Source organism: Vibrio sp. ECSMB14106, assembly GCF_000972265.1.
Taxonomy (GTDB): Bacteria; Pseudomonadota; Gammaproteobacteria; order Enterobacterales; family Vibrionaceae; genus Vibrio; species Vibrio kanaloae.
This window is the reverse complement of record NZ_LAUM01000044.1, coordinates 1-24,947: the sequence shown is the minus strand read 5'-3', so window position 1 is coordinate 24,947 and position 24,947 is coordinate 1. Positions and strand designations below refer to the sequence as shown.

The following is a 24,947-nucleotide window of genomic DNA, read 5'->3' as shown; positions in this document are numbered from 1 at the left end:
CGAAATTAACTCATCCGGAGAATCTTGTGCCTTCTAACGCGCTTCCAACCCCTAGTAAACTGCAGGTTGCTTTATTGGCAATGTTGGTTCTATTTAGCCCTTTGGCTATTGATATCTATTTACCAGCTCTGCCACAAATTTCGACAGCGTTTCACGTGGAACATGCACTAGCACAAGATACGATAACTTGGTTTTTATTTGCCATGGGTGTCGGCCAACTGTTTGCTGGCCCTTTGGCTGATAAGTTAGGACGTCGAACCGTTGCATTGGGAGGTATTAGTATCTATGCATTGAGTGCTTGCTTGGCGTGGGCAGCTCAATCGATTGATATGATGCTAATAGCTCGGCTGCTACAAGGCTTAGGAGCTTGTGCGACTTCTGTAGCAGCCTTTGCAACGGTTCGCGATCTATTTGGCCCTCAGAGGAGTGGTCGAATGATCAGTTACCTTAATGGTGCGATCTGCTTTATTCCTGCGTTGGCTCCTATTCTTGGTGCTTGGCTTACTCAAGAGTTTGGTTGGCGCTCAAACTTCAGCTTTATGGCTGGCTTCGCCGTAGTCGTTGGCGGTGTTTTGTTTTTTCAGATGAAAGAGTCTAACCCCACCACAGAAAAGGTTGCGGTGTTCAAGCTTGAGCGTTACTGGTCGGTATTGAAAACACCATCGTTCATCTTCCATGCGACATTGTGTTTGATGGCGATGGCAGTCATTCTTGCTTATGTTACTTCTGCACCGGTTGTGCTGATGGAAAACCTAGGTTTGACGATGAATGAGTTTACCTTGTGGTTTGGTGTTAACGCGGTTATTAATATTGCGGCAGCCTTTACCGCTCCTAAGTTCATGGATCGTTTTGGTACTTACAGGGCGCTTATTGTTGGTATCTCAATGCTTGGCTTAGCGGGTGTGATTATGCTGGTGCTTGCAAATCAAGCCACGGCTATCGCGTTCATGTTACCGATCTTCTTATCGTCGGTAGGCTTTGCTTGGATTCTTGGTGCAGCGGCAGGCAAAGCTCTAGAACCTTTTGGTGACCGTGCGGGTACAGCTGCTGCGCTACTTGGCTTATTCCAAATGAGTGGTTCCGGACTTCTTGTGGGTACCATGCAACGTCTTGATTTAACATCACAGGTGATGATTGCGCTGCAAATGCTCCTGATTGTTCCAGCTTTGTTAGTGCTTGCGAGCAAAGCGGGTAGGTCGTGGCATACGACGTTTGCCAAGGCATAATTTACAAGGGTGACAAAATATACAAATGGCGGTTTTCGAAACCCTAAAACATGGTATATTTGTCACTCATTGAAACGTTAGTACCCAACGGAAAATACTGTAATGTCATTAACAACCTACGAAATGGCGCGCATCTTAGAACAAATGGAAGATGCACCTGAAAAGGTTATGTTTGGTAAACTGCTTAAAGAGCTAGGTAACCAAAGTGAAGAGCGTATTCGCAGTGCGGCAAAACAAGTTCCAATCGATACTTTGCGAGATATCATTTACCAATTTCAGCGTGTGATAGAGTCTCGTAAAGGTGAGCAGGTTCAGCTATTAGCAAAAGAGCTAGCCGAGCAAGGTATCTCTGCCGAAGATCTACAAGCTTTTCTAAGCAAATAATTTATCCCAGTCAAAAAAGAAGCCACTCTATTGAGTGGCTTTTTGCGTTCTCGAAGCATAAGTAAGTTTAAGGGCTATGCAAAAGCACTCTAGCCCCTGAACTGAGATTTCAACGTTCTATCAAGCGAGAATGGCCCTGCGCCCCATACGATAACGATAAGAATCATTAATCCCCAAAGCTGGTGATCGTAGAAGCCTTGTGCCCACAACACAGGGTAAGATACAACAGCAATGATATTGAAAACGAATAGCACCGCAGACATCGGTCGTGTTAATAAACCGATCGCTAAGAACACCGGTAAAATCAATTCAGCGGCAGTACCCATGTAAGCGGCTAATTCCCAAGGCAGTAGCGGTACTTGGTACTCCAACTCAAATAAGTAAAGAGTGCTATCCCAAGTTGCTATCTTAGTCAGCCCAGAATTAAAGAACACCCACGCCACCCAAAGGCGACAAAATAGCAGAAGCACTGGAACAAAAAGTGCCTGTGATTTCTCAATCAAACTGTCGTATTGAGCCATCATGTTCGTGATTGTGTTGTTATCCATGTTATGTCTCCCATTCGGCATTGATTGAAAAACCTGAGATGACGTTAAGCGCCATGACAGCATTCAGATGTTGTAGTAGTAAAGGATCGATAGCTGAGAGTGTTCGACCTGATTGCAATTCAGTGAGGAGTTGGTGGCTTTCTTTACTTAAACCATGGCTCTCAACCTGTGAATTCTCAGCTCGGATTAATACCCCAAACTCAGCTTGATTGATGTCTAACCCATCGAGTTGTTGCTGGTAGATAGCTTGCTCAAGCGCGATAATCGTATAGCTAGAATTGATTAGTGTTATTGAGTCTTTGAGATGGAAAACTATAGCGCCTTGTTGTTCTTGTGATACATCCGCTAAATAAGAAAGAGGCCTCTGGTCGACATGTACTTGTGACGTAAACCTTACCAAGCTGTCTTTCTGCCATTCATAAAAAGCCACTTCGCAAAGGTAAGGTGCAGCCTCAATAACGGCAGGAAAGGCTTGTATGGTTTGTTCAAAGTGTTCACCGTAACCACTGACATCACCAGAGGTTGGTGGATAATTTAAGACATGCTGACGAGCCATCTGTTGGAAGCACTCTTCACCAACCAGCATTTCAGTGAGAGGGTAGGTTGCAGCGAGTACTTCGCTCAAGCTGATCACAAAGTTATTGCGGTAAATCTGGATTTGCTGTTCATCTGTAAAATGGTCGCTCACTATGTCGCAATGCTCACCACTGTTTTGGTAGCGTAGGGCGTTAGCAAATTCCGATTGAACTTTTGCTAGGGAGTGGCTCATGATGCGCGACTCCTTTGAATGAACTTGTCGTGTTGATACAAGATGTCACTGGCTTTGGTTGCTTCAGCCAATAAAACTTGTGGCTCTGGGATATCGAGATCCCATTCAATCAAGGTGTGGCGCGAACCGTGTTGCTGTATCCATTGGGTGTACAGCTGCCACACTTCATCACAGACAGGTTTACTGTGGGTGTCTATCCAGATCTCACCTTGTTCGAGTTTCTTCTTCGTGAAACCTGCCAAGTGAATCTCTTCCACTTTGTCTGCCGGTATTCCACTTAGATACTCTTCACAGCTGAAGCCATGATTAAAAGATGAGACAAAAATATTATTGAAATCGAGCAGTAGACGACACTCGGTGCGCTTCTGTACCTCAGTGAAAAATTCCCATTCTGGGATGGTTGAATGTTTGAAGGCAAGGTAGCTCGATGGGTTCTCAATCAGCATAGGGCGTTGCAGGCTGTCTTGTACCTCGATGACATTGCGACAAAAGACTGCTAGCGCTTCTTCGGTATAAGGCAGCGGTAACAAGTCATTGAAGTAATGACCACCAGTCTGACTCCAGCTGAGATGATCGGAAATCAAGAAGGGTTCGATATCATCAATGAGCTCTTTCAATTGCACAAGATGATGTTGATTGATGCGCTCAACGGAACCGAGAGACAGTCCTACACCGTGACAACTGATGTTGTGGGTATTACGAATTTTTCTGAGTTGTTGGCGTTGCAGTGACTGAACTAAAAAGTAGTTTTCGCTGTGAACCTCTAACCAACTCACTAAAGCTGGATTTTGGCTAAAGAAGTCCAAGTGTGGTGTTCTAAGGCCAACCCCTGCGTTGGAATGAAGAGTTTGAGTCACAACGGTTCTCCTAATGGAAAGTGGAGGTGAGCTGAATATCAGCCCACCATACTAAGCAGCTCAATTATGATGGTTGAGTACTACCACCCGATAATTTGCCACACAGTCCTTTAGGAACGACTACGAATGCATCGGATTGGTTGTCTTCTTTTGCTGTACCTGCACACGAACTTGTTTTGGTTGCACAATCATTTTGGCCAGCTTTTGCCACGCCGTAGCATTTTTCTTTTGCTGCTGCTTCCGCGGGTGCTGATGTAAGAACGGCACCGCCGAACGCGAGTACACTTGTGATGGCAGCTGTAACAGCAAGATTAGAACTTTTCATAGTCATTCCCTCTAAATTTAATATTATTTACGCATCGCAGGTTAATGAATTGTTAACGTGCTTACCTAAGAAGATAGGCATAACTTGGAAATAATTTCACTACATTGCAGTATTTATCGATGTTAGTTGTACGTCTACATTTAAGTTGTTGATTTTATTTTGTTAAATTTTGGATGTTTTTTCTTCTTATTCCCCTAAACGCAGCTTAGTGTTTAGGTTATAATCAACTTTTATGTATAAATACCCAGTAGTGAGCATATCCAATGATCGATCCTTCGCTTTTACTCGATGGCCTAAACGACAAACAACGTGAGGCGGTCGCAGCACCTTTAGAAAATCTACTTATTCTGGCAGGTGCTGGTAGTGGTAAAACGCGAGTGTTGGTGCATCGTATCGCTTGGCTGCAAAGCGTAGAGCAAGCCTCACCGTTTTCTATCATGTCAGTAACCTTCACCAACAAAGCGGCAGCAGAGATGCGTGGCCGTATTGAAGAGTTGATGATGGGCAGCTCGTCAGGCATGTGGAACGGCACTTTCCACGGTATTTGTCACCGCATCCTTCGTGCTCACTACTTAGATGCAAAGCTGCCAGAAGATTTCCAAATCATTGATTCTGATGATCAGGTTCGTTTGCTACGCCGTTTAATCAAAGCGCAAAACCTGGATGAAAAGCAGTGGCCAGCCAAGCAAGCTTCTTGGTGGATCAATGGCAAAAAAGACGAAGGATTACGCCCAAGTCACATTGATGCCTACCATGATCCAATAACTCAAACGTGGTTAAAGATTTACTCTGCTTACCAAGAAGCATGTGACCGTGCGGGCTTGGTCGACTTTGCTGAAATCTTGTTGAGATCGCATGAACTATTGCGCGATAAGAAACACATCCGAGAGCATTACCAAGCTCGCTTTAAGCACATTCTTGTCGACGAATTCCAAGATACCAACAACATCCAATACGCTTGGTTGCGGATGATGGCAGGCCCAGATTGTCGCGTGATGATCGTGGGTGATGATGACCAATCTATCTATGGCTGGCGTGGTGCGAAGATCGAAAATATTCAGAAGTTCTTGGATGAATTCCCAGGAGCTTCGACGGTTCGACTCGAACAGAACTACCGTTCAACCAAAACCATTCTGCAGGCATCGAACGAACTTATCTCGAACAACACCGAACGTATGGGTAAAGAGTTGTGGACCGATGGAAACGATGGTGAGCCAATCTCAGTTTACTCGGCTTATAATGAGCTAGATGAAGCGCGTTTCACGGTTAGCAAGATCAAAGAGTGGCAAGAAAAAGGCGGCGCGCTAGAAGATACCGCAATGCTTTATCGTAATAACGCCCAATCGCGTGTTCTTGAAGAAGCGCTTATTCAAGGTGGCCTGCCTTACCGAATCTACGGTGGCATGCGATTCTTCGAGCGTCAAGAAATCAGGGACGCGTTGAGCTACATGCGGTTAATGAGCAATCGCAGTAATGATGCGGCGTTTGAACGTGTCGTCAATACGCCAACGCGTGGCTTAGGCGATAAAACGTTAGAAACGATTCGTCTCGCAGCACGTGATCGTGGTGCAACCATGTGGGAAGCAAGTGTTGCTTTGATCGAAGAGCAAGTGCTACCCGGTCGTGCTGCGGGTGCATTGAGTCGTTTTATTGAGCTGATTAATGCGCTTGAAGATGACACGCTAGAACTTAGCCTGCATGAACAAACCGACCACGTGATTAAATCGTCGGGTCTGTTTGCGATGTACGAGCAAGAGAAGGGTGAGAAGTCTAAGGCTCGTATTGAGAACTTGGAAGAATTGGTAACGGCGACGCGTCAATTTGAAAAGCCGGAAGAAGCGGATGAGATGAGCATGCTTAATGCTTTCTTGACTCATGCAGCTTTGGAAGCGGGTGAAGGTCAGGCTGATGAGTTTGATGATGCGGTTCAGCTAATGACTCTGCACAGTGCCAAAGGCCTAGAGTTCCCAATGGTATTCATGGTGGGTGTCGAAGAAGGCATGTTCCCAAGCCAGATGTCAGCGGAAGAAGCAGGGCGTTTAGAAGAAGAACGTCGCCTGTGTTACGTAGGCATGACTCGTGCGATGGAGAAGCTGTACATCACCTACGCAGAGATGCGTCGTTTGTACGGACAAGACAAATACCACAAACCATCCCGCTTTATTCGTGAGCTACCTGAGACCTGTCTGGATGAAGTGCGTATGAAAGCGCAAGTGAGCCGTCCTGCAAGCAGCGGTCGCTTTAGCCAAACTGCCGTGAAAGAGAATTTCAACGAAACAGGCTTTAGCTTGGGCTCTCGCGTGAAGCACCCTAAGTTTGGTGAAGGTACCATCATTAACTTCGAGGGAAGTGGCCCGCAAAGCCGAGTTCAAGTCGCGTTTAATGGTGAAGGCATCAAGTGGTTGGTGACGGCTTACGCTCGTTTAGAGCAGCTTTAATCTGCTACTTCAGCATTTAGAAAGCAGTGTGGTCTTTAAAAACCGTTCAGCATTTAAAGTAACCCGCATTAAAAACAGAAAGAGCAGCCAATGGCTGCTCTTTTTATTGCTCGGAACCAGTCTAAATCGGCTGAATCGAGCTTAAGGCATTTCTGCCTAGAAAGGATGCTTACAGTGCTGCAAGTGCCGCTTCGTAGTTTGGTTCTTCAGTGATCTCGGCAACCAACTCGCTGTGTGTTACCACACCTTTTTCATCAACAACGACAACGGCACGTGTTGTTAGGCCTGATAGTGGGCCTTCAGCAATCGCTACGCCGTAGTCTGATGCGAACGCAGGCGAGCGGAAAGTCGAAGCGTGTTGAACGCCTTCAATGCCTTCTAGTTCGCAGAAGCGACCCGCAGCAAACGGTAGGTCAGCAGAAATACAAACCACAACCGTGTTCTCAAGCTCCGCTGCTTTTGCGTTGAACGTACGTACGCTCGTCGCACAAGTTGCTGTGTCGATGCTTGGGAAGATGTTTAGAACCACTTTCTTGCCTTCAAGAGAAGCAAGAGTCAGTTCAGAAAGATCGCCCGCAGTCAGTGCAAAGCTTGGTGCCTTTTCGCCTGTTTGTGGGAATGTGCCTGTTAGGGGAACAGCTGCACTTTTGAAGGTAACGTGTGACATAGATTGTCCTTAATTTAATTATGGTTATGAAACTAATTGATGCTAGTGAGACTTACGTTACTCTGAAGTGGTTAAGAAGTGAATGCTTTAAATGTCAGAATTATAATTAAACGTATTTTTATGTTCGGTTGGCCGTTAGATTGAGTTGGCCAATTGAAAAGCAATAGACAGCGGTATAGATAAAGAAAAACCCCGAGAGCTTGCGCTCATCGGGGTCTATAGTCTTACTCGCAGCAATCCGGCTACTAAGTGTGCTCCATGCATCAAATCCATGATAGTGTGCTGTCATCCTTCAGCGTATTCCTTTCATCGCCTTCCTAGCGGTGTCCTTGATCTTATCCTGATCTGCCAACATTCCTCGTTAGCGCGCGTCACTTGTTCCTTGAGCGGTGTCCTTTACATCATCCTGATGTTCAGTCCTTTCCTCGTCCAGAGGTGTCCATTGTCTTCCTTAGTAGTAACCATCCTAGTTACTATTGCGTCCATTCAATGTCCATTTCGCTATCCATGCCGATTATTCATCCTGAGTAATCGAATCTTCATCCTGAAGATAACCAAGTCCGTGGTATTTCCTGTTCCGTGTCAGCATCCTTCCGACACCTCTAATATTACCCATTCCTTACCTATCGGCAATGGGGCTCCAGCTAATTTCTAGATAATTATTTGAATGATAAATGTACATTATGTTTATTTTCAAGTGCTTGTGATTAACGTCTACCTATTTTCTCCATTAAATATCGATATATGCTCACTGTCTTGTAAGAGATCTCGCACAAGACAGTGGGTAAAAAGGGAGTGTTTTCCGTTATTGGCCGATAGCGGCACCTTCACGGCGAGGGTCTGCAGCACCTTCTAGGCCATCTTTTGTGATGCGAATGGCGTGTAAACCCGAGTTAAGATCGCGAATATTGACCTCAAATCCCATCTTTTCCAGCTCAGGTTTGAAGTTTTCCGCCGATGTTCCTTTTTCCAAATCTAGGGTGCCGAAACGGTTTAGGAAGTGCGGTTGGTTGATCGCTTGTTGAATATCCATGTCCCATTGGGTATGGGCAATGATGGCTTGTGCTACATAACCTATGATACGGCTACCACCCGGAGAACCAATCGCCATGTAAGGTTTATCGTCTTGCATGATGATGGTTGGAGCCATCGAAGAGCGCGGACGCTTACCCGGTTCAAGTCGGTTGGCGATGGGTTTGCCATCGTTATGGGTCTTGAATGAGAAATCCGTTAGTTCGTTGTTGAGCAGAAAGCCTCTCACCATCAAGCGTGAGCCGAATGCATTCTCAATGGTGGTGGTCATCGATACGACATTGCCATCTCTATCGACAATATTGAAGTGGCTAGTGGACGGTAATTCAATAGAAACATCTTGGCTTTGCAGCATTGCGTGATCCCACGGCGGGGTGCCTGATGGCGCACTGTCTAATGCCTTACCTGCAGTAATTAACTGGGCTCGTTCCTGTAAATAGTCAGTATTCACTAACCCTTGGGTTGGCATTGGCACGTAATCTTGGTCTGCCATGTACATGCCTCTGTCAGCAAAGGCTAGGCGAGAAGCGTCCGCTAACACTTGCCAAGATTTCGCGTCGTTTGGCCCCCATGATTTCATATCAAACTGCTCGGTCATTGCTAAGATCTGCCCAACGGTTAACGCACCAGAGCTTGGTGGCCCCATCCCACATACATCGTAACTCTCATAAGCGGAACAAACGGGTTCACGTTGCTTGATGGAATACGCATCGAAGTCTTTCTGTGCTAATACGCCGGGGTTACCTTTTGCTGTTTGTACTGTGTTGATAATGTCAGTAGAAATCTCACCTTGATAGAAAGCCTTAGCTCCATCCTTTGAGATAGCGTTTAACGTGGCGGCGTATTCTGGGTTCTTAAGTTGCGTGCCAGCGGCTTTTGGGCTGCCATCGGCATTAAAGAAGTAGGCTTTGGTAGTGGTAAAGCGGCTTAGACGCTGTTGGTCATTTTCGATCAAGGTGGCTAAACGTGGGCTGATGGTAAAACCTTTTTCAGCCAGTTGTGCGATAGGTTTGATCAGTGATGCCCACTCTAACTTGCCGTATTTCTGGTGAGTATCCCACAGTAATTGCACCGTGCCTGGCGTCGCTACGGAGCGACCGCCAACAACGGCATCATAAAACTTAAGCGGTTGGCCGTTTTCGTCTTGGAATAGACGTGGTGTGGCATCAAGAGGTGCAGTTTCGCGGCCATCGTAGGTTTTGAGTTGCTTGTCCTTGCTATCAAAATAAACAAGGAATGCGCCACCGCCAATACCTGATGACTGCGGTTCTACTAAGCCAAGCATCAGTTGCACGGCAACCATGGCATCAATGGCGTTACCACCACGAGCAAGTACATCGGCACCCGCTTGGGTCGCCAGTGGGTTGGCCGCAGTGACCATCCAATCGTTGGCTTTAACGAGCTGTTTGGTTTCTAAACCACTACTTTGTTCTGGAGCGACGGAATCGGCAGCTTGATTTGCCCAACTGACGTGAGAGGCAAAAAGTAGGGTAGAAGTGGCGAGGGTTGTTAGTTTTGTTTTCCACTGCATGAGCTTCTCCTTTTAATATGCAGAGTTAGATTGGCAGTGGAAAGATAAGATAGCCAGTGCGTTGTTAACGAATTGTAATGTTGATTCGAATTTAAGCGATCAAACCAGACAGCGACTGCCAAAGAATACTCAGGCCAATGATGCTAAATACCACACCACATAACCCGTCGATGTACACAGTTGCTTCGCTGAGCTTCTTTTGCAGCACTTTAGTAGAAAGCATCCACGCCAATAGTGAAAACCAAAATAGCGATAAGCCAAATAGGATCACGAGCGCAATTCCTTTGCCAGACTGCGACATATCCGCAGGGACTAAGCTCGACATCAAGCTGATGAAGAACACTAAGGCTTTTGGGTTAAGGATATTAGTAGCAAAGCCCTTCGAGAAGGCTTCTCTTTTATTTGCGATAACCAGATCTTTGGTTTTTGTCTCTACCGCTTGGTCGTCACTCTGCTGAACGATGTTCCAAGTGGCTCTAAGGGCACCAAAACCTAAGTAAAGTAAGTAACTACCACCTGCCAACTGGATTATGGCAAACAGAGTCGGTTGCTGGTGGACGAGGTAGCTAATTCCCGTCAGGCTAAATAATGAATGCAGTAGGATCCCGCAAGATAGTCCAAGCGCAATGTACAAACCGGTTTGGCGTCCATGACGTGTCGCGTTTTGCACAACTAAAGCCAGATCAGGGCCGGGGCTCATCAAAGCAATAAAGTGGATAGAGGCTAGGGTGACTAAGATGGTGACTTCGTTCATATCGGGTCCAATAACTCGGTTGTTCTGTTGGGTTTCGTTGAGATCAGCTTACCGCTATTTTCGATCACTCAATTGTAAATTATCAACGCTTAGTTAATTTTCGAGGGAGAAACGCCGAATGCTGTCTTAAATGCCTTTGAGAAATGGGCTTGATCGTAAAATCCAACTTGATGAGCCACCTCGGTGCCGCTAACACCAGACTTAATCAGTCGCATGCCTTGTTCCATTCGTAAACGACTTAGCCACGCGTAGGGAGTTATGCCCATCTTATTTTTAAAATGACGCTGGAATTGAGTGGTGGTTAAGTCGCACAGGTCAGACAGTTGTTCTAATCGAACGGGCTGGTCAAGATTTGCCATTAAATATTCTTTCAAGGTATGGATAGATTGGATGCCTAATTGAACTTGGCTTTTTGATCCAAATTTCACATAGCGATCAACAATGGTTGAGAAACCTTCATAAGGGAGGCAGTCTTGAGCGAGCTGGCTGATGTTTTGATTGATTAGCAGAGCATGTAAGTTACACAATTGTAAAAAAAGTCGCCGGATCGGAGAGGATCAATTCAGAAAAGCTTAAAGTGTGACCATGCTCCCTCTGATCGGCAAGATCGCTTAGCCATTGTGGGGAGACAGAAAAAACACTGACTTGATAACCAGATTCTAATTCGGAATGGCCGTCATGTAGCTCATCTGGTGGCATCATCACCACTTGCCCAGCGCCTGCGTGGTAGCTGGTGCCCTTGTAGACAAACTTTTGTTGACCTTGGGTGATTAAGCCGATGTGAAAGTCCAAATGATAGTGACGCTGAAAGGCAAACTCTTGGTATTGAGCTCGGATCAGGCTGATATCTTGGCTGGGTGTTGAGTAATAGTGGACTTTATCCATGGTACAAAAAAGCTTGGTCAAATTGTCATCAATTCAACCAAGCTTATCTTTGTAATGAGCCATTGTCTTGTAAAAAACGATCAGTACTACTGTTTCACGAGTTTATTCTGCTTGTTGTTACGCAGTCCATCAAAGCTGAAAATGACGAGAGCTCCCCAAATAAAGGCAAAGGTAATCGCTTTGTCACTAGTAAACGCTTCTCCATAAATCAGTACCGCTAACAAGAACATCAAGCTTGGGCCAATGTATTGGAAGAAGCCGAGTGTCGACAGTTTCAACCGTGTTGCAGCGCCGGTAAAGCACAGTAATGGAATTGTCGTAATCACACCTGCAGCAACCAGTAACAGGTTGAGCTGTATAGGGTTTGCTGAGAGGTCTGAAGTTGGACTATCGACAATAAACAATAAGTAAGTCGCTGCGAGAGGTAGCATGACCAAGGTTTCGATGAACAAGCCGGTTTGCGCTTCTAAGCTGACTTTTTTACGTAGCAATCCATAAAACCCAAAACTGAATGCCAGCGCTATCGCTACGATTGGTACAGATCCAAACGCAATCAATTGGACTAATACGCCAATTGCCGCCAGTACAACCGCAAACCATTGTAGTTTACGTAAGCGTTCGCCAAGGAAGATCATCCCGAGTAACACGTTAATCAGCGGATTGATGTAATACCCCAAGCTGGCATCGAGCATGTGATTGGAGTTAATCGCCCAGATAAAGATCAGCCAATTTGCGCCCACCAAGGTAGAAGTCACTACCAAATAGAGCATTTTTGGTTTTGAGGTCAAGGTGTCACGCACCTTACGCCAACTGCGGCTAATGTGTAATAGGAAAGCGAGTAGGAAAAAAGACCATACTACACGGTGGCTAAGGATCTCCAGTGGGGATACGTCACTTAACGATTTGAAATATATAGGGGCGATACCCCACATAGTGTAAGCGCCAATGGCAAGCAACACTCCTTGTCGAGTGCGTTGTTGTTCTTCTGATGTCATACAACTTTCTCTAGCACTGGGTGCTTATTAATAAGATTTATAAGAGAGTTGGCTAGTATAGGAGCGTTAACATTTTTCACCTAGCAATTTGCGGTTTAATTCACCAGCGTTCCCCTCTACAATGTGCGCCTTGCTTGCTAACGATGCTCGCTGATTTCATACCTCGATTAGGAACCATAATGACCGCCACTCTGATTGCTGAGCAAATACCGACTCCCGCGAATGATGCGCAAAACATCTTACAAGATGTGTTTGGCTATCAAAGCTTTCGCGATGGTCAGCAAGAGGTCATCGATCTGGCCGTTGAAGGCCAAGATAGCCTGGTGATTATGCCTACTGGTGGCGGTAAGTCCCTGTGTTATCAGATTCCTGCTTTGGTTCGTGAAGGGCTCACTCTGGTTATCTCACCACTGATCTCGCTGATGAAAGACCAAGTTGACCAATTGAAGGCCAATGGTGTCGCGGCAGAGTGCATTAACTCTTCAATGCCACGTGACCAACTATTGAGCGTGTTCAACCGCATGAACTCAGGCCAATTGAAGATGGTTTACGCTTCGCCAGAACGTGTGTTGATGCGAGACTTCATCGAGCGCCTACAAGGTTTATCGCTTTCGATGATTGCGGTGGATGAGGCGCACTGCATTTCTCAATGGGGACATGACTTCCGCCCGGAATACGCCTCATTAGGCCAACTGAAACAATATTTCCCGCACGTGCCTTATATGGCGCTGACGGCAACCGCTGATGACGCAACGCGCAAAGATATTATTTCGCGTTTGCAGCTGGTGGAGCCACACACTTATTTAGGCAGCTTCGATCGTCCTAACATCCGTTATAACTTAGTTGAGAAGCATAAACCCGTGTCTCAAGTGGTTCGCTACCTAGAAACACAGAAAGGCAATTGCGGCATCATCTATTGTGGTAGTCGTAAGAAAGTGGAGATGGTGACTGAGAAGCTGTGTAATAACGGTCTTCGTGCTGCGGGTTATCACGCTGGCATGGACACCGACGAGCGTGCTTACGTTCAAGAAGCCTTCCAACGTGATGATATTCAGATCGTTGTCGCGACTGTGGCCTTTGGTATGGGGATCAACAAACCCAACGTACGTTTTGTGGTCCACTTTGATATACCTCGCAATATCGAATCTTACTACCAAGAGACTGGCCGTGCTGGTCGTGATGGTTTGCCTGCTGAAGCAATGATGCTGTTTGATCCTGCTGATATGGGTTGGCTACGTCGTATGCTTGATGAAAAAGAAGAAGGCCCGCAAAAACAAGTAGAGATGCACAAACTGAACGCAATGAGTGCCTTTGCCGAAGCGCAAACCTGTCGTCGTCAGGTTTTGTTGAACTACTTTGGCGAATATCGAGAGAAGCAATGCGGCAACTGCGATATCTGCCTCGACCCGCCAAAACACTTTGATGCGACCCAAGAGGCGCAGAAGGCGTTGTCTTGTGTGTATCGTGTCAATCAGTCGTTTGGTATGGGTTATGTGGTGGAGGTGATGCGCGGCATGCAGAACATCCGTGTCCGCGATAATGGTCACGATAAGCTGTCTACTTACGGTATTGGCCGCGATCACAGCCACGACTACTGGATCAGTATCTTCCGTCAGTTAATTCACAAAGGTTTGCTGTTCCAGAACATCACTCGTAACTCGACTTTACAGCTAACGGAAGAGGCGCGTCCGTTACTGCGCGGTGAGATGTCTTTAGAGCTTGCTGTTCCTCGTTTAGATACAGCGGTGCGCAGTGCTAAGTCCGATAAGCTAAGTAGCAAGAACTACGATAAGAAGTTGTTTGCCAAACTGCGTAAGCTGCGTAAGTCAATTGCTGATGAAGATGGCTTACCACCTTATGTGGTATTCAGTGATGCGACCCTGATTGATATGGCCGAAGTACTGCCGACCTCATACGGTGAGATGCTGGCAGTAAACGGTGTTGGTCAACGCAAACTCGATAAGTACGCAGACCCATTCTTAGATTTGATTCAAGAACACATCACGACACACGGCTAGTTTGCAAGAAACGTCTAACTAATAGAAAAAGAAAAAGGTTAATAGGGACATGACAACACCAACAGAATTTGGCTTAAGAGAGTATTTGGCTGAGGAAGGGCGCTTATTAATTACGTCTCCAAGTTTTGATTTTGATTCTTATGAAGTGCTAGGTGAAAAGCTGGTGGCGTTGCTGTCAGCGTCAGTTGTTGAAAAGCAATGGGACGCCGATATGCACTCTTGGTTGATTGACTTTGAAGATTGTCGAATGTTTTTAAAGTCTGAGCATTACAGCGAATCAATTTGGTTTGAGTCGTTAAACTCAGAAGAAAGCCGAGAAGAGTTTGATTATCTCGCGACGCTTTTCAAGCGCGGTTTCTAACTTTTAGCGTGGGTTCTCAACGTAGCTTTTAAACCTGGCTTTTAAAACTTAGCTTCTAACGCCATTCACCAATAAAAGTGAGGATAAACGTTTGCGTCTGTTCTCACCGTTGCAGCCAATATTGATTAATGTATAATCGCCCGCCGCTCAGCAGAGCAATTTTTAGATACATTTTTTAATTCACATTATTGGTAAGAGCTTTCTTGGATTATTCGAAGAAATGACTCGATTTGGGTTCCCTCACCCCCAAACCAAACTAAAAAGGTACAGCATGAGTAACTTTACCCCTGCGCAACAGCGCAAAGCCCTAGCACTATTAGTTTTGTTCCATTTGGTGATTATTGCGTCAAGCAACTATCTGGTTCAGCTACCTTTTACCGTCTTCGGTATGCACACCACTTGGGGCGCTTTCACTTTCCCGTTTATCTTCCTAGCGACCGATCTGACCGTACGTATTTTTGGCGCGCAGCTTGCCCGTAAAATCATTTTCTTAGTGATGCTACCTGCACTGGCCGTTTCTTATTTCTTGTCTGTGGTGTTCTTTGAAGGTTCATTCCAAGGCTTTAGTCAACTAGGTGAGTTCAACTTGTTTGTTGCACGTATCGCTGTAGCGAGCTTTATGGCTTACCTGCTTGGCCAGATCTTAGATGTGCATGTTTTCAACCGCTTACGCCAAATGAAGCAATGGTGGGTTGCGCCAACGTGTTCAACGCTATTCGGCAATGCCATTGATACCATCGCGTTCTTTGCGATTGCTTTCTACCAAAGCCCTGATCCATTTATGGCAGAGCACTGGACTGAAATTGCGTTGGTTGACTACGGGTTCAAACTTATTATCAGCCTAGGCTTGTTTGTTCCAATGTACGGTGTGCTTCTAAACTACATTGTTAGGAAGTTAACCGCCGTAAATCCTGATTTTAAAGCGACGGGTATTAGTGCATAAGCTTTCGGCTGGTGATGCATTGCGTTGTTAATACAGTGATAAGAAAAAGCCCACGTTTGAAAATGAACTTGGGCTTTTTTAATTTTTGGCATCAGATAAGAATATCAGGTGCTTTCAATCGTCAGTGGCCAGCCAATGTCTGTTTGCCTATTAGACTCGCTCTCTAGCTCTGCCGCAGTCAATGGATTGTCTACGAGCCATTGCTTGGACAGATTAAGTGTTAGCTTGTCATCTTCTGCCGTTAATTTTACTTGAGCCACAAGGTCAGGATTACGGCGATGGGTTAGTAAAATGGCTAAACGTAGAATGCGTAAAATACGTTTGCTGCTAGTGCCTGACACTGCATGTTGCTCTGGTAACGAAGTCAACTGTTCACGATAGCGGCGTGTTAACTCACCGAGGTAGTGTTTTTGCGCTCGTGTAAAACCAGGTAAATCCAAGTTTTGTAGTAAGTATGCACTGTGCTCGCCGCCCTTTTTGAAATCGATGGTTAAACCAATTTCATGCAGTTTGGCTGCGGTTTGTAGTAGGACGCTTGCTTGAGGTTCTGGAACCCATGTTTCAGCACCTGCTTGTTCAAACAAAGATTGTGCTAGTGAGGCGACTTGCTCACCGTAGGTCACATCCATTTGGTAGCGAGACTGAATACTCGTAACTGTGCGAGCTCGAATGTCTTTTTGGCGTAATTCGTCAACCATCTCGTAGGCTAAGCCTTCACGGAGCGCACCGCCCGCGAGAGTCATTGATTCAATCTCAAGCAGCTCAAAGATAGCAATTAGAATAGATAGGCCGCTTGGAAACACTAAAGCGCGCTCAAGAGTTAACCCTTCTATTTCTAGCTCTTCTAAACGCTCAGTAATCATGGCTTGTTTCTGTAGGCGCTTAAGTTTGGCATGAGTAATCACTTCATCCATGCCTTGCGCTAACATGATTTCTTGTAGTGCTTGAACGGTACCACTGGCGCCCACGCACACATCCCATCCGATATCCATATAGCTATCTAGGATAGGCCTCAACGTAGACTTAGCTGCTTCAATAGCATTATTGAAGTTAGTTGCAGTAAGTTGACGATCTTTAAAGTGTCGCTCAAGCCAGGTAACACAACCCATTTTGAGGCTCGTTAAGGCTTTAGATGAGAAACCTTCACCAATGATCATCTCGGTACTCGCACCACCAATATCAACCACTAAGCGGCGGCCGCTGCCTCCAGAAGTATGTGCGACGCCTTTATAGATGGTCGCAGCTTCTTCTTCACCGGAGATAACATTGATGTCGTAGCCAAGTATCTGGTTGGCTTTTTCTAGAAAGGTATCCACATTGGTTGCAGTACGTAAGGTCGCGGTACCGACAATGCGGATATTTTCTTGAGGAATGTCTTGCAGTCGCTCTGCAAAGAGACTCAAACAGACCCAGCCTCGCTGCATCGCTTCTAAACTAAGCGCATTATTTTCATCTAAGCCTGCAGCTAAGCGAACTTTACGCTTAATCTTAGCCATGGTTTGAACGCTGCCATCAATATGACGCACAACGAGCATATGAAAACTGTTCGACCCGAGGTCGATTGCAGCGTAAAGCGGGGGTGACACTGTTTGACTCATAAGCGACTAAGCTTCCTTGTTATTACGCGGTTGGCGTGGGCGACGGTTCTGGTTTGGTTTACGGTTACCGTTGCGTGGGCCGTTATTGTTTGAGCGGCGTTGTTGCGGGTTACGTGTACGTAAACGCAATGGTGCTGGTAGATCTTCAAGTAGTGCAGAAGCATCGTAGTCAGACATTGGGATAGCGTGTTCAATGTATTCTTCGATTGGCGGCAAGTTGATTGCGTAATCTTCACAAGCAAAGCTGATTGAGTGACCGCTTTCACCAGCACGACCTGTACGACCAATACGGTGAACGTAATCTTCACAATCGTCAGGTAGATCGAAGTTGAATACGTGAGTCACTTGAGGAATGTGTAGGCCACGTGCTGCAACATCCGTTGCTACAAGCAGGTCAACATCGCCTTTAGTAAATTGCTCAAGAATCTTTTCGCGTTTCTTCTGAGGAACATCACCCGTTAGCAAACCAACACGGTGACCATCGGCAGCCAAGTGGCCCCAAACTGATTCACATTTGTGTTTAGTGTTAGCGAAGATGATTGCGCGATCTGGCCACTCTTCTTCGATTAACGTTTGTAGAAGAGCCATTTTGTGTTCGTTAGAAGGGTAGAAGAGCTCTTCTTGAATACGGTGACCAGTCTTACGCTCAGGCTCAACAACGACATGCTCTGGGTTGTGCATGTGTTCGAAGGCAAGTTCTTGTACGCGGTAAGACAGCGTCGCAGAGAACAGCATGTTCAGGCGATCTTTTGGCTCAGGCATACGGCGAAACAAGAAGCGAATGTCTTTAATAAAGCCCAAATCGAACATGCGATCCGCTTCGTCAAGAACAACGGCTTGAATGTGGTTAAGGTTAAATACCTTTTGCTTGTAGAAGTCGATGATACGGCCAGTAGTACCAATTAAGATATCTGCGCCTTCTTCGATTTTACCTAGCTGTTTGTCGTAGCTTTCGCCACCGTAAGCCAGTGCGGCCTTGATACCCGTGCTTGCCACTAGAGAGTCAGCATCATTGTAGATCTGAATCGCGAGTTCACGCGTAGGAGCCATAATAATCGCACGCGGCTGGTTAGGCTTACGCCCTTCATGCTCAGGTGTTTTTAGTAGGTGGTTAAAAGTAGCAGTAAGAAACGCAAGCGTTTTACCAGTGCCCGTTTGGGCCTGGCCTGCAATGTCTTGGCCGGTGAGCAGTACCGGGAGCGCCAAGGCTTGGATAGGAGTACAGTAATCGAACCCTTTTTTTTCCAATCCTTCAATGACTTGCGGAAGTAAATCCAAGTCGGCGAACTTTTGCTCTGTGATATGCGTCTTTTTCATTGCTATAGAATATCAGCTTAAGCTTGCAATACGAAAGTAAATACATTCCAATAGGGCATCTATTTACTGGTTATCATCCAACCAGTTCTAAAAAATACATTGGAGTGGAAGATGAGTGATAAGATTTTGCAGCTAACTGATGACGGTTTTGATAACGATGTGATCAACGCTGCAGGCCCGGTTCTTGTTGATTTTTGGGCTGAATGGTGTGGTCCTTGTAAGATGATTGCGCCGATTCTTGATGAAATCGCAGACGAGTACGAAGGCAAGCTCACTATCGGTAAATTAAATATCGACCAAAACGCAGGTACTCCACCAAAATTTGGTATTCGCGGTATTCCAACGCTACTTCTTTTCAAAGATGGTGGCGTAGCAGCAACTAAAGTTGGTGCACTGTCTAAAACTCAACTTAAAGAGTTCCTAGACGCTAACCTATAATTAGGTGAGCATTTGAAAAGAAACCGCGCAGTTAACAAATGCGCGGTTTTGTTTTTTCTAAGCTATGGACTAGTCTTAGTTTTAGTGCTAATTTATCGCACGTTAATTGAACGAATTTCTCTTCTTGGTCGATCCTGCGTGACCAAATCCTTCTTAACTTAAGAAAACAGATCCTATTTTGACTAAACAAACTTCCACCACTATGAATCTTACTGAACTGAAGAACAGACCTGTGTCTGAACTTGTTAAACTTAGCGAAAGCCTAGGTCTTGAAAATCAAGCTCGCTTAAGAAAACAAGACATTATCTTCTCCATCCTTAAAGCGCACGCAAAAAGTGGTGAAGACATCTTTGGTGATGGTGTTCTAGAAATTCTTCAAGACGGCTTTGGTTTCCTGCGTAGCGGCGATAGCTCATACCTTGCTGGGCCAGATGATATTTATGTATCACCAAGCCAGATTCGTCGTTTTAACCTTCGCACTGGTGACTCGATTGGCGGCAAAATCCGTCCACCTAAAGATGGCGAGCGTTACTTTGCACTACTTAAAGTAAACACGGTTAACTACGACAAGCCAGACAACGCACGTAACAAAATCCTTTTTGAAAACCTGACTCCTCTTCATGCCAACGAACGTATGGTGATGGAAGCGGGTAATGGCGCGACTGAAGATATCACAGCCCGAATTCTTGACCTTGCTTCGCCAATTGGTAAAGGCCAGCGTGGTCTGATTGTTGCTCCGCCTAAAGCGGGTAAAACAATGCTGCTGCAAAATATTGCTCAAAGCATTGCTCGTAACCATCCTGAGTGTGAACTCATGGTTCTACTTATCGATGAGCGTCCAGAAGAAGTAACAGAAATGCAGCGCCTAGTTAAAGGCGAAGTAATCGCATCGACGTTTGATGAACCAGCATCTCGCCACGTACAAGTAGCAGAAATGGTAATCGAGAAGGCGAAGCGTCTTGTTGAACACAAGAAAGACGTAGTTATTCTTCTGGATTCTATAACTCGTCTAGCTCGTGCTTACAACACTGTGATTCCTTCATCAGGTAAAGTGCTTACTGGTGGTGTTGATGCGAATGCTCTACATCGTCCAAAGCGTTTCTTCGGTGCGGCACGTAATGTCGAAGAAGGCGGTAGCTTAACGATCATCGCAACCGCACTGGTTGATACTGGTTCTAAGATGGATGAAGTTATCTACGAAGAATTCAAAGGTACAGGTAACATGGAACTGCACCTTAACCGTAAGATTGCTGAAAAGCGTGTATTCCCAGCTATTGACTTCAACCGCTCTGGTACTCGTCGTGAAGAGCTTCTTACGAAGAACGATGAACTACAGAAGATGTGGATTCTGCGTAAGATTGTTCACCCAATGGGCGAAATCGACGCTATGGAATTCCTTATCGACAAGCTAGCAATGACTAAAACGAACGATGAGTTCTTTGACGCAATGCGTCGTCAGTAGTTTTGACTGGTTTATAGTTATTAAAAAGCGCTGCCTTCGGGGGGCGCTTTTTATTTGCATTTTGTAGCGACAGCTTGCAGAATGACCAAAAGTGTTACAAGGAAGTTAAAATGCAACATGGACTGTTGTCATCATTACTCCTGTCTACTTCACTGTTATTTTCCCCGGTTGGTATGAGCTATGCCACCGAGATGTCTCCAACGACAGTAGAGTCTTGGCTTGAGAATGATCAAGTAAAACTGAAAACTGCTGAATTATTAGAATTTGTCGCACGTGATGAAGTCAATTCGCTGCGCTTCGCACTTGAGCGTCTGACATTTCCCCAGCAAGAGGTAGCTCGTTACCAACTCTTGAAGAAGCTCGAACAGCAAAAAATCGTACTCACGCCTAAGATGTCTATCTTCATTGAGCAGCAACTTGCTATTACGCCAACTTATCAAGTATTAGAGCGTGGAGATGGCTATGAGTTTACAGTACCTGCCTTTAATTACCCTTCAATTGCCAATCGCCTTATCAAACAATGGCGTCAAGATCAGAAGACACTGGTGTTTGTGCTAGATGCAGAGAAGCAGGAACTCGACCTGAAAGAGTGGTTATCTGGCCCTGAACACCAAGTCCAAACTCGAGAAGCGCTGTTAATCAGAGAGCTAGACAGTTTGTCGCCTGAAGCGGTTGATTTTCTGACTAAGCAACTGACCACGTCGTCGATTGTGAGCTGGTTACCTTCTACTGAGGTGGTGGTTCGATTAGCGCAAGTGAGCGAAGACCCAGAGGTATACAAAATTCTATGGCGAATGAAGGCTGATTATCATAGCCAAGCTGAATTGATTCGTCTCGCTGAAACCAAGCAAGCATTTGCGCTTAAGCAGGTTATGGCTGCTACTAAGAATCCACGTTTGAAAGATGAAGCGATTACTTTGCTTACCAAGGTTAATCCGCTATCAGAAGAGGTGAAGGAGTTCTTGGTCTCTAGAATGGCGATTGCCGATGAAGCTTCTTTGGTTGCACGTGAATTAGCAAAACAAGGTCATACACGATGGTTACAAGATCTCGTGAATGATAACCCTCAGGTGAAGAGTTCTTTGATCGAGCAAGCATTACCGTAAAGTGGATTTTTGCTCTCAATAACCACATTAAAAAGGGGGACCTCAGTGTCACCCTTTTTGATATACTGAGCGCAGAATAATCAGCATGTAGAAGTCCTATGAGTTTTAAAGATTTACGTGATTTTATCGATCATCTTGAAAGTATTGGTCAGTTGAAACGCATCTCTCACCCAGTCGACCCAGACTATGAAATGACCGAGATTAGCGACCGTACTCTACGTGCTGGTGGCCCGGCTCTATTGTTTGAAAACCCAGTAGGTTATGACATGCCTGTTTTGACTAACCTATTTGGTACACCTAATCGTGTTGCCATTGGTATGGGACGTCAGGATGTAAAAGAGCTGCGTGAAGTGGGTAAGCTGCTTGCTTACCTAAAAGAGCCTGAGCCACCAAAAGGTTTTAAAGACGCTATCGATAAACTGCCTGTGTTTAAGCAAGTCTTAAACATGCCAGCTAAACGCCTTCGCAAAGCGCCTTGCCAACAAGTGGTATGGCAAGGCGACGACGTCGACCTAGATAAAATTCCCGTGATGAGCTGTTGGGCTGACGATGTCGCGCCATTGCTAACATGGGGTTTAACGGTTACTCGTGGTCCAAACAAGAAACGCCAAAACTTAGGCATCTATCGTCAACAGAAGATCGGCAAGAATAAAATTATCATGCGTTGGTTAGCCCACCGTGGTGGAGCTCTGGATCTGCGTGATTGGATGGAAACCAACCCAGGTAAACCATTTCCGGTATCGGTAGCGTTTGGTGCAGATCCTGCCACCATTCTTGGTGCGGTTACGCCAGTGCCGGATACTTTATCTGAGTACGCGTTTGCAGGCTTACTGCGTGGTAGTAAAACTGAGGTCGTTAAATCAATCAGCAACGATCTAGAAGTTCCTGCAAGTGCAGAAATCGTGATGGAAGGTTACATCGACCCGAATGAATTTGCGGATGAAGGGCCTTACGGAGATCATACTGGTTACTACAACGAGAAAGAAAAGCACCATGTGTTTACTATTACTCATGTAACCATGCGCGAGAACCCTATCTATCACAGCACCTATACTGGCCGTCCACCTGATGAGCCTGCGGTATTGGGTGTTGCGCTAAATGAAGTGTTTGTGCCTATTCTTCAAAAGCAGTTCCCAGAGATTGAAGATTTCTATCTACCGCCTGAAGGTTGTTCGTACCGAATGGCAGTAGTGACCATGAAGAAGCAATACCCAGGTCACGCTAAGCGAGTGATGATGGGTGTATGGTCTTTCTTACGCCAATTCATGTACACCAAATTTGTATTGGTGTGTGATGAAGATGTGAATGCACGTGATTGGTCTCAAATAACCGCAGCGATGTGCGAACATATGGATCCGTCACGCGATAGCCTGATGATAGAGAACACGCCGATCGATTCATTGGATTTTGCCTCACCCGTGGTTGGGTTGGGTTCTAAGATGGGTCTAGATATCACTAAGAAGTGGGACGCAGAGTTAGCGTTATCGCCAGATGTCCAAACAGCACCTGTAAATAGTGAACATATAGAGGGTAGCCTGGCTGAGTTAACCAAGGTTCATCCTGAAATTATTGATATTCACCTGCAAAACGACAATGCCAGCATGGTTGTGGTGTCTATTGATAAGCAAGCAGCCGGTAATGGTAAGAAAATCATGGGAGCGGTTTGGTCTCAATTTGATGAGAACAAGTTTGTTATCGTGTGTGACGGTGATGTCAACGTGAGTGATTGGAATGACATCATTTGGGCTGTAACGACCAGAATGGATCCGGCGAGAGATACGTTATTCCTGCTGAACGAAACTGGACACTCAAAAATGGGTCTCGATGCGACCAATAAGTGGGAAGGTGAATGCCTACGTGAGTGGGGTGTACCAATCACAAAAGATCCTGATGTCGTGAAAAAGATTGATAGCATCTGGGAACAGCTAGGAATTTCATGAGCTACCAAGTAGTCTTATACCCAGAAAACATCAGTTTCACAGTAGAAAAAGGGCAAACGGTCTTGGATGCTGCGCTCAACAGCAATATCTATTTCCCAAACCGTTGCCAAGTTGGCGCATGCGCAATGTGTATGTGCAAAAAATTAGAAGGGCAAGTGAGTTACCACCTTGAACCCATGCTCACAGAGAAAGAGCAGCAACAAGGCTGGATTTTTGCTTGCCAAGCATTTGCAGAAAGTAATTTAGTTCTAACCTTTGCCGATTAAGGGTTAGTAAGAGGAAGAACATGACTATTAAATGTAAAGTGAAGTCTATCGAGCCTTTGGCTTGTAATACTTACCAAATCCTACTTCACCCAGAAACACCGGTCGCTTTTAAAGCGGGCCAGTACCTGATGGTTGAAATGGGCGAGAAAGATAAGCGCCCATTCTCTATCGCAAGTAGCCCTTGCCGCCACGAAGGTGAGCTTGAGCTACATATTGGTGCTGCCGAGCATAATGCTTACGCACTAGAAGTGGTTGAAGCGATGAAGAAGGCACAAGCTGAAGGTGGCGATATAGCTATTGATGCGCCACATGGAGATGCTTGGATCAAAGAAGAAAGTGATCGCCCTCTATTACTTATTGCTGGTGGCACGGGTTTCAGCTACGTGCGCTCTATTCTTGATCACTGCATCGCGCAAAATAGCTCGAAAGAGATCTACCTATACTGGGGCGCAAAAGATGAGTGCCAGCTGTATGCGAAAGAAGAGTTGGTTGGCATTGCAGAAAAGCATAGCAATGTGCACTTTGTACCGGTAGTAGAAGAAGCACCGGAAGTTTGGCACGGCCAAACAGGTAATGTACTTGAAGCTATTACGCAAAGTTTCGAATCATTAGCTGATTTCGATATCTATATTGCAGGTCGTTTTGAAATGGCGGGCGCTGCAAGAGACCTATTTACTCAGAATAAAGAAGCAAAGCGTGACCATATGTACGCTGATGCTTACGCGTTTATCTAACAATACCTGTAGATTTTGAGCAAAAAGAGAGCAGAAATACTCTCTTTTTTACGTTTAGGTGAACTATTAGGCAGTTAACCCCTATTTATTCATTTTTTATGAAAAAGTAGTTGCTAAGCTGAGAGGGTTCCCTATAATGCGACACCACTGAGACGGCAGACGCCACAAGGCTTCAGCAAGAATCAGTAAGACGGAAAGCGACAAAAAATTAATTTTCAAAAAAGTGTTTGACACTGAATGTTAATTCGCTAGAATGGCCGTCCACTTCGAGAGGCTCCTTACTTAAAAGGAACATTCAACAAGTGAAGCTCTTTAACAATTTAAACCTATCAATCTGTGTGGGCACTCGTTGA

General features: G+C 45.5%; 22 protein-coding genes and 1 pseudogene. 12 read left to right on the top strand and 11 right to left on the bottom strand.

The window, feature by feature from the left end; all coding sequences use genetic code 11:
• Nucleotides 1-26: 26 nt before the first annotated feature.
• Both WR49_RS19620 and tsrA read left to right on the top strand, forming a co-directional pair.
• On the top strand, nt 27-1,226 hold the full coding sequence (locus WR49_RS19620) for a multidrug effflux MFS transporter (RefSeq protein WP_046225138.1): 1,200 nt from the start codon (nt 27-29) through the stop codon (nt 1,224-1,226).
• A 102-nt stretch (nt 1,227-1,328) separates the two neighbouring features.
• Nucleotides 1,329-1,610: an H-NS-like global regulator TsrA gene (gene tsrA, locus WR49_RS19615; protein WP_017055283.1), complete on the top strand. Its 282-nt coding sequence runs from the start codon at nt 1,329-1,331 to the stop codon at nt 1,608-1,610.
• Nucleotides 1,611-1,699: 89 nt separating this feature from the next.
• Here the strand turns inward: tsrA and WR49_RS19610 are convergent, their stop codons facing one another.
• The 4 genes from WR49_RS19610 to WR49_RS19595 form a co-directional block, all read right to left on the bottom strand.
• Nucleotides 1,700-2,158, bottom strand: coding sequence for a DoxX family protein (locus tag WR49_RS19610; RefSeq protein WP_046225135.1), 459 nt, complete (start codon nt 2,156-2,158; stop codon nt 1,700-1,702).
• A gap of 1 nt (nt 2,159) precedes the next feature.
• The gene (locus WR49_RS19605) at nt 2,160-2,927 is read right to left on the bottom strand and encodes an HvfC/BufC N-terminal domain-containing protein (protein WP_046225134.1); all 768 of its coding nucleotides are present in this window, start codon (nt 2,925-2,927) and stop codon (nt 2,160-2,162) included.
• Nucleotides 2,924-3,784 carry an MNIO family bufferin maturase gene (gene bufB / locus WR49_RS19600; RefSeq protein WP_046225133.1) on the bottom strand — a complete coding sequence of 287 codons (861 nt, stop codon included), beginning with the start codon at nt 3,782-3,784 and terminating at the stop codon, nt 2,924-2,926. Before bufB ends, WR49_RS19605 begins: the two co-directional genes overlap by 4 nt.
• Nucleotides 3,785-3,848: 64 nt before the next feature.
• Entirely contained in the window at nt 3,849-4,109 is a 261-nt protein-coding gene (locus tag WR49_RS19595; RefSeq protein WP_017055279.1) for a BufA1 family periplasmic bufferin-type metallophore, read from the bottom strand.
• A 263-nt stretch (nt 4,110-4,372) separates the two neighbouring features.
• On the opposite strand from WR49_RS19595, the gene uvrD reads away from it, so the two are divergent.
• A complete protein-coding gene (gene uvrD / locus WR49_RS19590) occupies nt 4,373-6,547 on the top strand; it encodes a DNA helicase II (protein WP_046225132.1) in 2,175 nt (724 codons plus the stop codon).
• A 169-nt stretch (nt 6,548-6,716) separates the two neighbouring features.
• Here the strand turns inward: uvrD and tpx are convergent, their stop codons facing one another.
• The 5 genes and pseudogenes from tpx to rarD form a co-directional block, all read right to left on the bottom strand.
• Entirely contained in the window at nt 6,717-7,214 is a 498-nt protein-coding gene (gene tpx / locus WR49_RS19585; RefSeq protein ID WP_046225131.1) for a thiol peroxidase, read from the bottom strand.
• Nucleotides 7,215-8,019: 805 nt separating this feature from the next.
• Nucleotides 8,020-9,777 (bottom strand): gamma-glutamyltransferase, encoded by a 1,758-nt coding sequence (ggt, locus tag WR49_RS19580; RefSeq protein ID WP_046225130.1) that lies wholly within the window; start codon nt 9,775-9,777, stop codon nt 8,020-8,022.
• Between the two features lie 91 nt (nt 9,778-9,868).
• Nucleotides 9,869-10,531, bottom strand: coding sequence for a LysE family translocator (locus tag WR49_RS19575; RefSeq protein WP_046225129.1), 663 nt, complete (start codon nt 10,529-10,531; stop codon nt 9,869-9,871).
• Nucleotides 10,532-10,620: 89 nt separating this feature from the next.
• A pseudogene (locus WR49_RS19570) lies at nt 10,621-11,416 on the bottom strand (AraC family transcriptional regulator).
• An 86-nt stretch (nt 11,417-11,502) separates the two neighbouring features.
• Nucleotides 11,503-12,411: an EamA family transporter RarD gene (gene rarD, locus WR49_RS19565; protein WP_046225128.1), complete on the bottom strand. Its 909-nt coding sequence runs from the start codon at nt 12,409-12,411 to the stop codon at nt 11,503-11,505.
• Between the two features lie 179 nt (nt 12,412-12,590).
• Between rarD and recQ the strand changes: the two genes are divergently transcribed.
• The 3 genes from recQ to WR49_RS19550 all read left to right on the top strand — a co-directional run bounded on the left by recQ (nt 12,591) and on the right by WR49_RS19550 (nt 15,733).
• On the top strand, nt 12,591-14,429 hold the full coding sequence (recQ, locus tag WR49_RS19560; protein ID WP_017055272.1) for an ATP-dependent DNA helicase RecQ: 1,839 nt from the start codon (nt 12,591-12,593) through the stop codon (nt 14,427-14,429).
• A gap of 49 nt (nt 14,430-14,478) precedes the next feature.
• On the top strand, nt 14,479-14,790 hold the full coding sequence (locus WR49_RS19555; RefSeq protein WP_046225127.1) for a DUF3630 family protein: 312 nt from the start codon (nt 14,479-14,481) through the stop codon (nt 14,788-14,790).
• A gap of 271 nt (nt 14,791-15,061) precedes the next feature.
• On the top strand, nt 15,062-15,733 hold the full coding sequence (locus WR49_RS19550) for a 7-cyano-7-deazaguanine/7-aminomethyl-7-deazaguanine transporter (RefSeq protein WP_046225126.1): 672 nt from the start codon (nt 15,062-15,064) through the stop codon (nt 15,731-15,733).
• 104 nt (nt 15,734-15,837) lie between these two features.
• Here WR49_RS19550 and gppA read toward each other — a convergent pair whose 3' ends face one another.
• Together gppA and rhlB are read right to left on the bottom strand one after the other, a co-directional pair.
• Nucleotides 15,838-17,331 carry a guanosine-5'-triphosphate,3'-diphosphate diphosphatase gene (gene gppA / locus WR49_RS19545; protein ID WP_046225125.1) on the bottom strand — a complete coding sequence of 498 codons (1,494 nt, stop codon included), beginning with the start codon at nt 17,329-17,331 and terminating at the stop codon, nt 15,838-15,840.
• Nucleotides 17,332-17,337: 6 nt separating this feature from the next.
• On the bottom strand, nt 17,338-18,648 hold the full coding sequence (gene rhlB, locus WR49_RS19540) for an ATP-dependent RNA helicase RhlB (RefSeq protein ID WP_017055268.1): 1,311 nt from the start codon (nt 18,646-18,648) through the stop codon (nt 17,338-17,340).
• Between the two features lie 111 nt (nt 18,649-18,759).
• Between rhlB and trxA the strand changes: the two genes are divergently transcribed.
• From trxA to fre, 6 genes are all read left to right on the top strand, one after another.
• Nucleotides 18,760-19,086, top strand: a complete 327-nt coding sequence (gene trxA / locus WR49_RS19535) for a thioredoxin TrxA (protein WP_010440700.1) — start codon at nt 18,760-18,762, stop codon at nt 19,084-19,086.
• A 202-nt stretch (nt 19,087-19,288) separates the two neighbouring features.
• The gene (gene rho, locus WR49_RS19530) at nt 19,289-20,548 is read left to right on the top strand and encodes a transcription termination factor Rho (protein WP_010440702.1); all 1,260 of its coding nucleotides are present in this window, start codon (nt 19,289-19,291) and stop codon (nt 20,546-20,548) included.
• Between the two features lie 110 nt (nt 20,549-20,658).
• Entirely contained in the window at nt 20,659-21,654 is a 996-nt protein-coding gene (locus tag WR49_RS19525) for a hypothetical protein (protein WP_046225124.1), read from the top strand.
• A 98-nt stretch (nt 21,655-21,752) separates the two neighbouring features.
• Nucleotides 21,753-23,594: a 4-hydroxy-3-polyprenylbenzoate decarboxylase gene (gene ubiD, locus WR49_RS19520; protein ID WP_046225123.1), complete on the top strand. Its 1,842-nt coding sequence runs from the start codon at nt 21,753-21,755 to the stop codon at nt 23,592-23,594.
• On the top strand, nt 23,591-23,860 hold the full coding sequence (locus WR49_RS19515; protein WP_017055265.1) for a 2Fe-2S iron-sulfur cluster-binding protein: 270 nt from the start codon (nt 23,591-23,593) through the stop codon (nt 23,858-23,860). Before ubiD ends, WR49_RS19515 begins: the two co-directional genes overlap by 4 nt.
• A 20-nt stretch (nt 23,861-23,880) precedes the next feature.
• Nucleotides 23,881-24,594, top strand: coding sequence for an NAD(P)H-flavin reductase (gene fre / locus WR49_RS19510; RefSeq protein WP_046225122.1), 714 nt, complete (start codon nt 23,881-23,883; stop codon nt 24,592-24,594).
• Nucleotides 24,595-24,947 lie beyond the last annotated feature (353 nt).

What these genes read in the sequence shown, in the direction of transcription:
- tsrA (WP_017055283.1), top strand. Translation starts at nt 1,329, where the DNA reads ATGTCATTAACAACCTACGAAATGGCGCGCATCTTAGAACAAATGGAA.
- WR49_RS19610 (WP_046225135.1), bottom strand. Translation starts at nt 2,158, where the DNA reads ATGGATAACAACACAATCACGAACATGATGGCTCAATACGACAGTTTG.
- WR49_RS19605 (WP_046225134.1), bottom strand. Translation starts at nt 2,927, where the DNA reads ATGAGCCACTCCCTAGCAAAAGTTCAATCGGAATTTGCTAACGCCCTA.
- WR49_RS19595 (WP_017055279.1), bottom strand. Translation starts at nt 4,109, where the DNA reads ATGAAAAGTTCTAATCTTGCTGTTACAGCTGCCATCACAAGTGTACTC.
- uvrD (WP_046225132.1), top strand. Translation starts at nt 4,373, where the DNA reads ATGATCGATCCTTCGCTTTTACTCGATGGCCTAAACGACAAACAACGT.
- tpx (WP_046225131.1), bottom strand. Translation starts at nt 7,214, where the DNA reads ATGTCACACGTTACCTTCAAAAGTGCAGCTGTTCCCCTAACAGGCACA.
- ggt (WP_046225130.1), bottom strand. Translation starts at nt 9,777, where the DNA reads ATGCAGTGGAAAACAAAACTAACAACCCTCGCCACTTCTACCCTACTT.
- WR49_RS19575 (WP_046225129.1), bottom strand. Translation starts at nt 10,531, where the DNA reads ATGAACGAAGTCACCATCTTAGTCACCCTAGCCTCTATCCACTTTATT.
- rarD (WP_046225128.1), bottom strand. Translation starts at nt 12,411, where the DNA reads ATGACATCAGAAGAACAACAACGCACTCGACAAGGAGTGTTGCTTGCC.
- recQ (WP_017055272.1), top strand. Translation starts at nt 12,591, where the DNA reads ATGACCGCCACTCTGATTGCTGAGCAAATACCGACTCCCGCGAATGAT.
- WR49_RS19555 (WP_046225127.1), top strand. Translation starts at nt 14,479, where the DNA reads ATGACAACACCAACAGAATTTGGCTTAAGAGAGTATTTGGCTGAGGAA.
- WR49_RS19550 (WP_046225126.1), top strand. Translation starts at nt 15,062, where the DNA reads ATGAGTAACTTTACCCCTGCGCAACAGCGCAAAGCCCTAGCACTATTA.
- gppA (WP_046225125.1), bottom strand. Translation starts at nt 17,331, where the DNA reads ATGAGTCAAACAGTGTCACCCCCGCTTTACGCTGCAATCGACCTCGGG.
- rhlB (WP_017055268.1), bottom strand. Translation starts at nt 18,648, where the DNA reads ATGAAAAAGACGCATATCACAGAGCAAAAGTTCGCCGACTTGGATTTA.
- trxA (WP_010440700.1), top strand. Translation starts at nt 18,760, where the DNA reads ATGAGTGATAAGATTTTGCAGCTAACTGATGACGGTTTTGATAACGAT.
- rho (WP_010440702.1), top strand. Translation starts at nt 19,289, where the DNA reads ATGAATCTTACTGAACTGAAGAACAGACCTGTGTCTGAACTTGTTAAA.
- WR49_RS19525 (WP_046225124.1), top strand. Translation starts at nt 20,659, where the DNA reads ATGCAACATGGACTGTTGTCATCATTACTCCTGTCTACTTCACTGTTA.
- ubiD (WP_046225123.1), top strand. Translation starts at nt 21,753, where the DNA reads ATGAGTTTTAAAGATTTACGTGATTTTATCGATCATCTTGAAAGTATT.
- WR49_RS19515 (WP_017055265.1), top strand. Translation starts at nt 23,591, where the DNA reads ATGAGCTACCAAGTAGTCTTATACCCAGAAAACATCAGTTTCACAGTA.
- fre (WP_046225122.1), top strand. Translation starts at nt 23,881, where the DNA reads ATGACTATTAAATGTAAAGTGAAGTCTATCGAGCCTTTGGCTTGTAAT.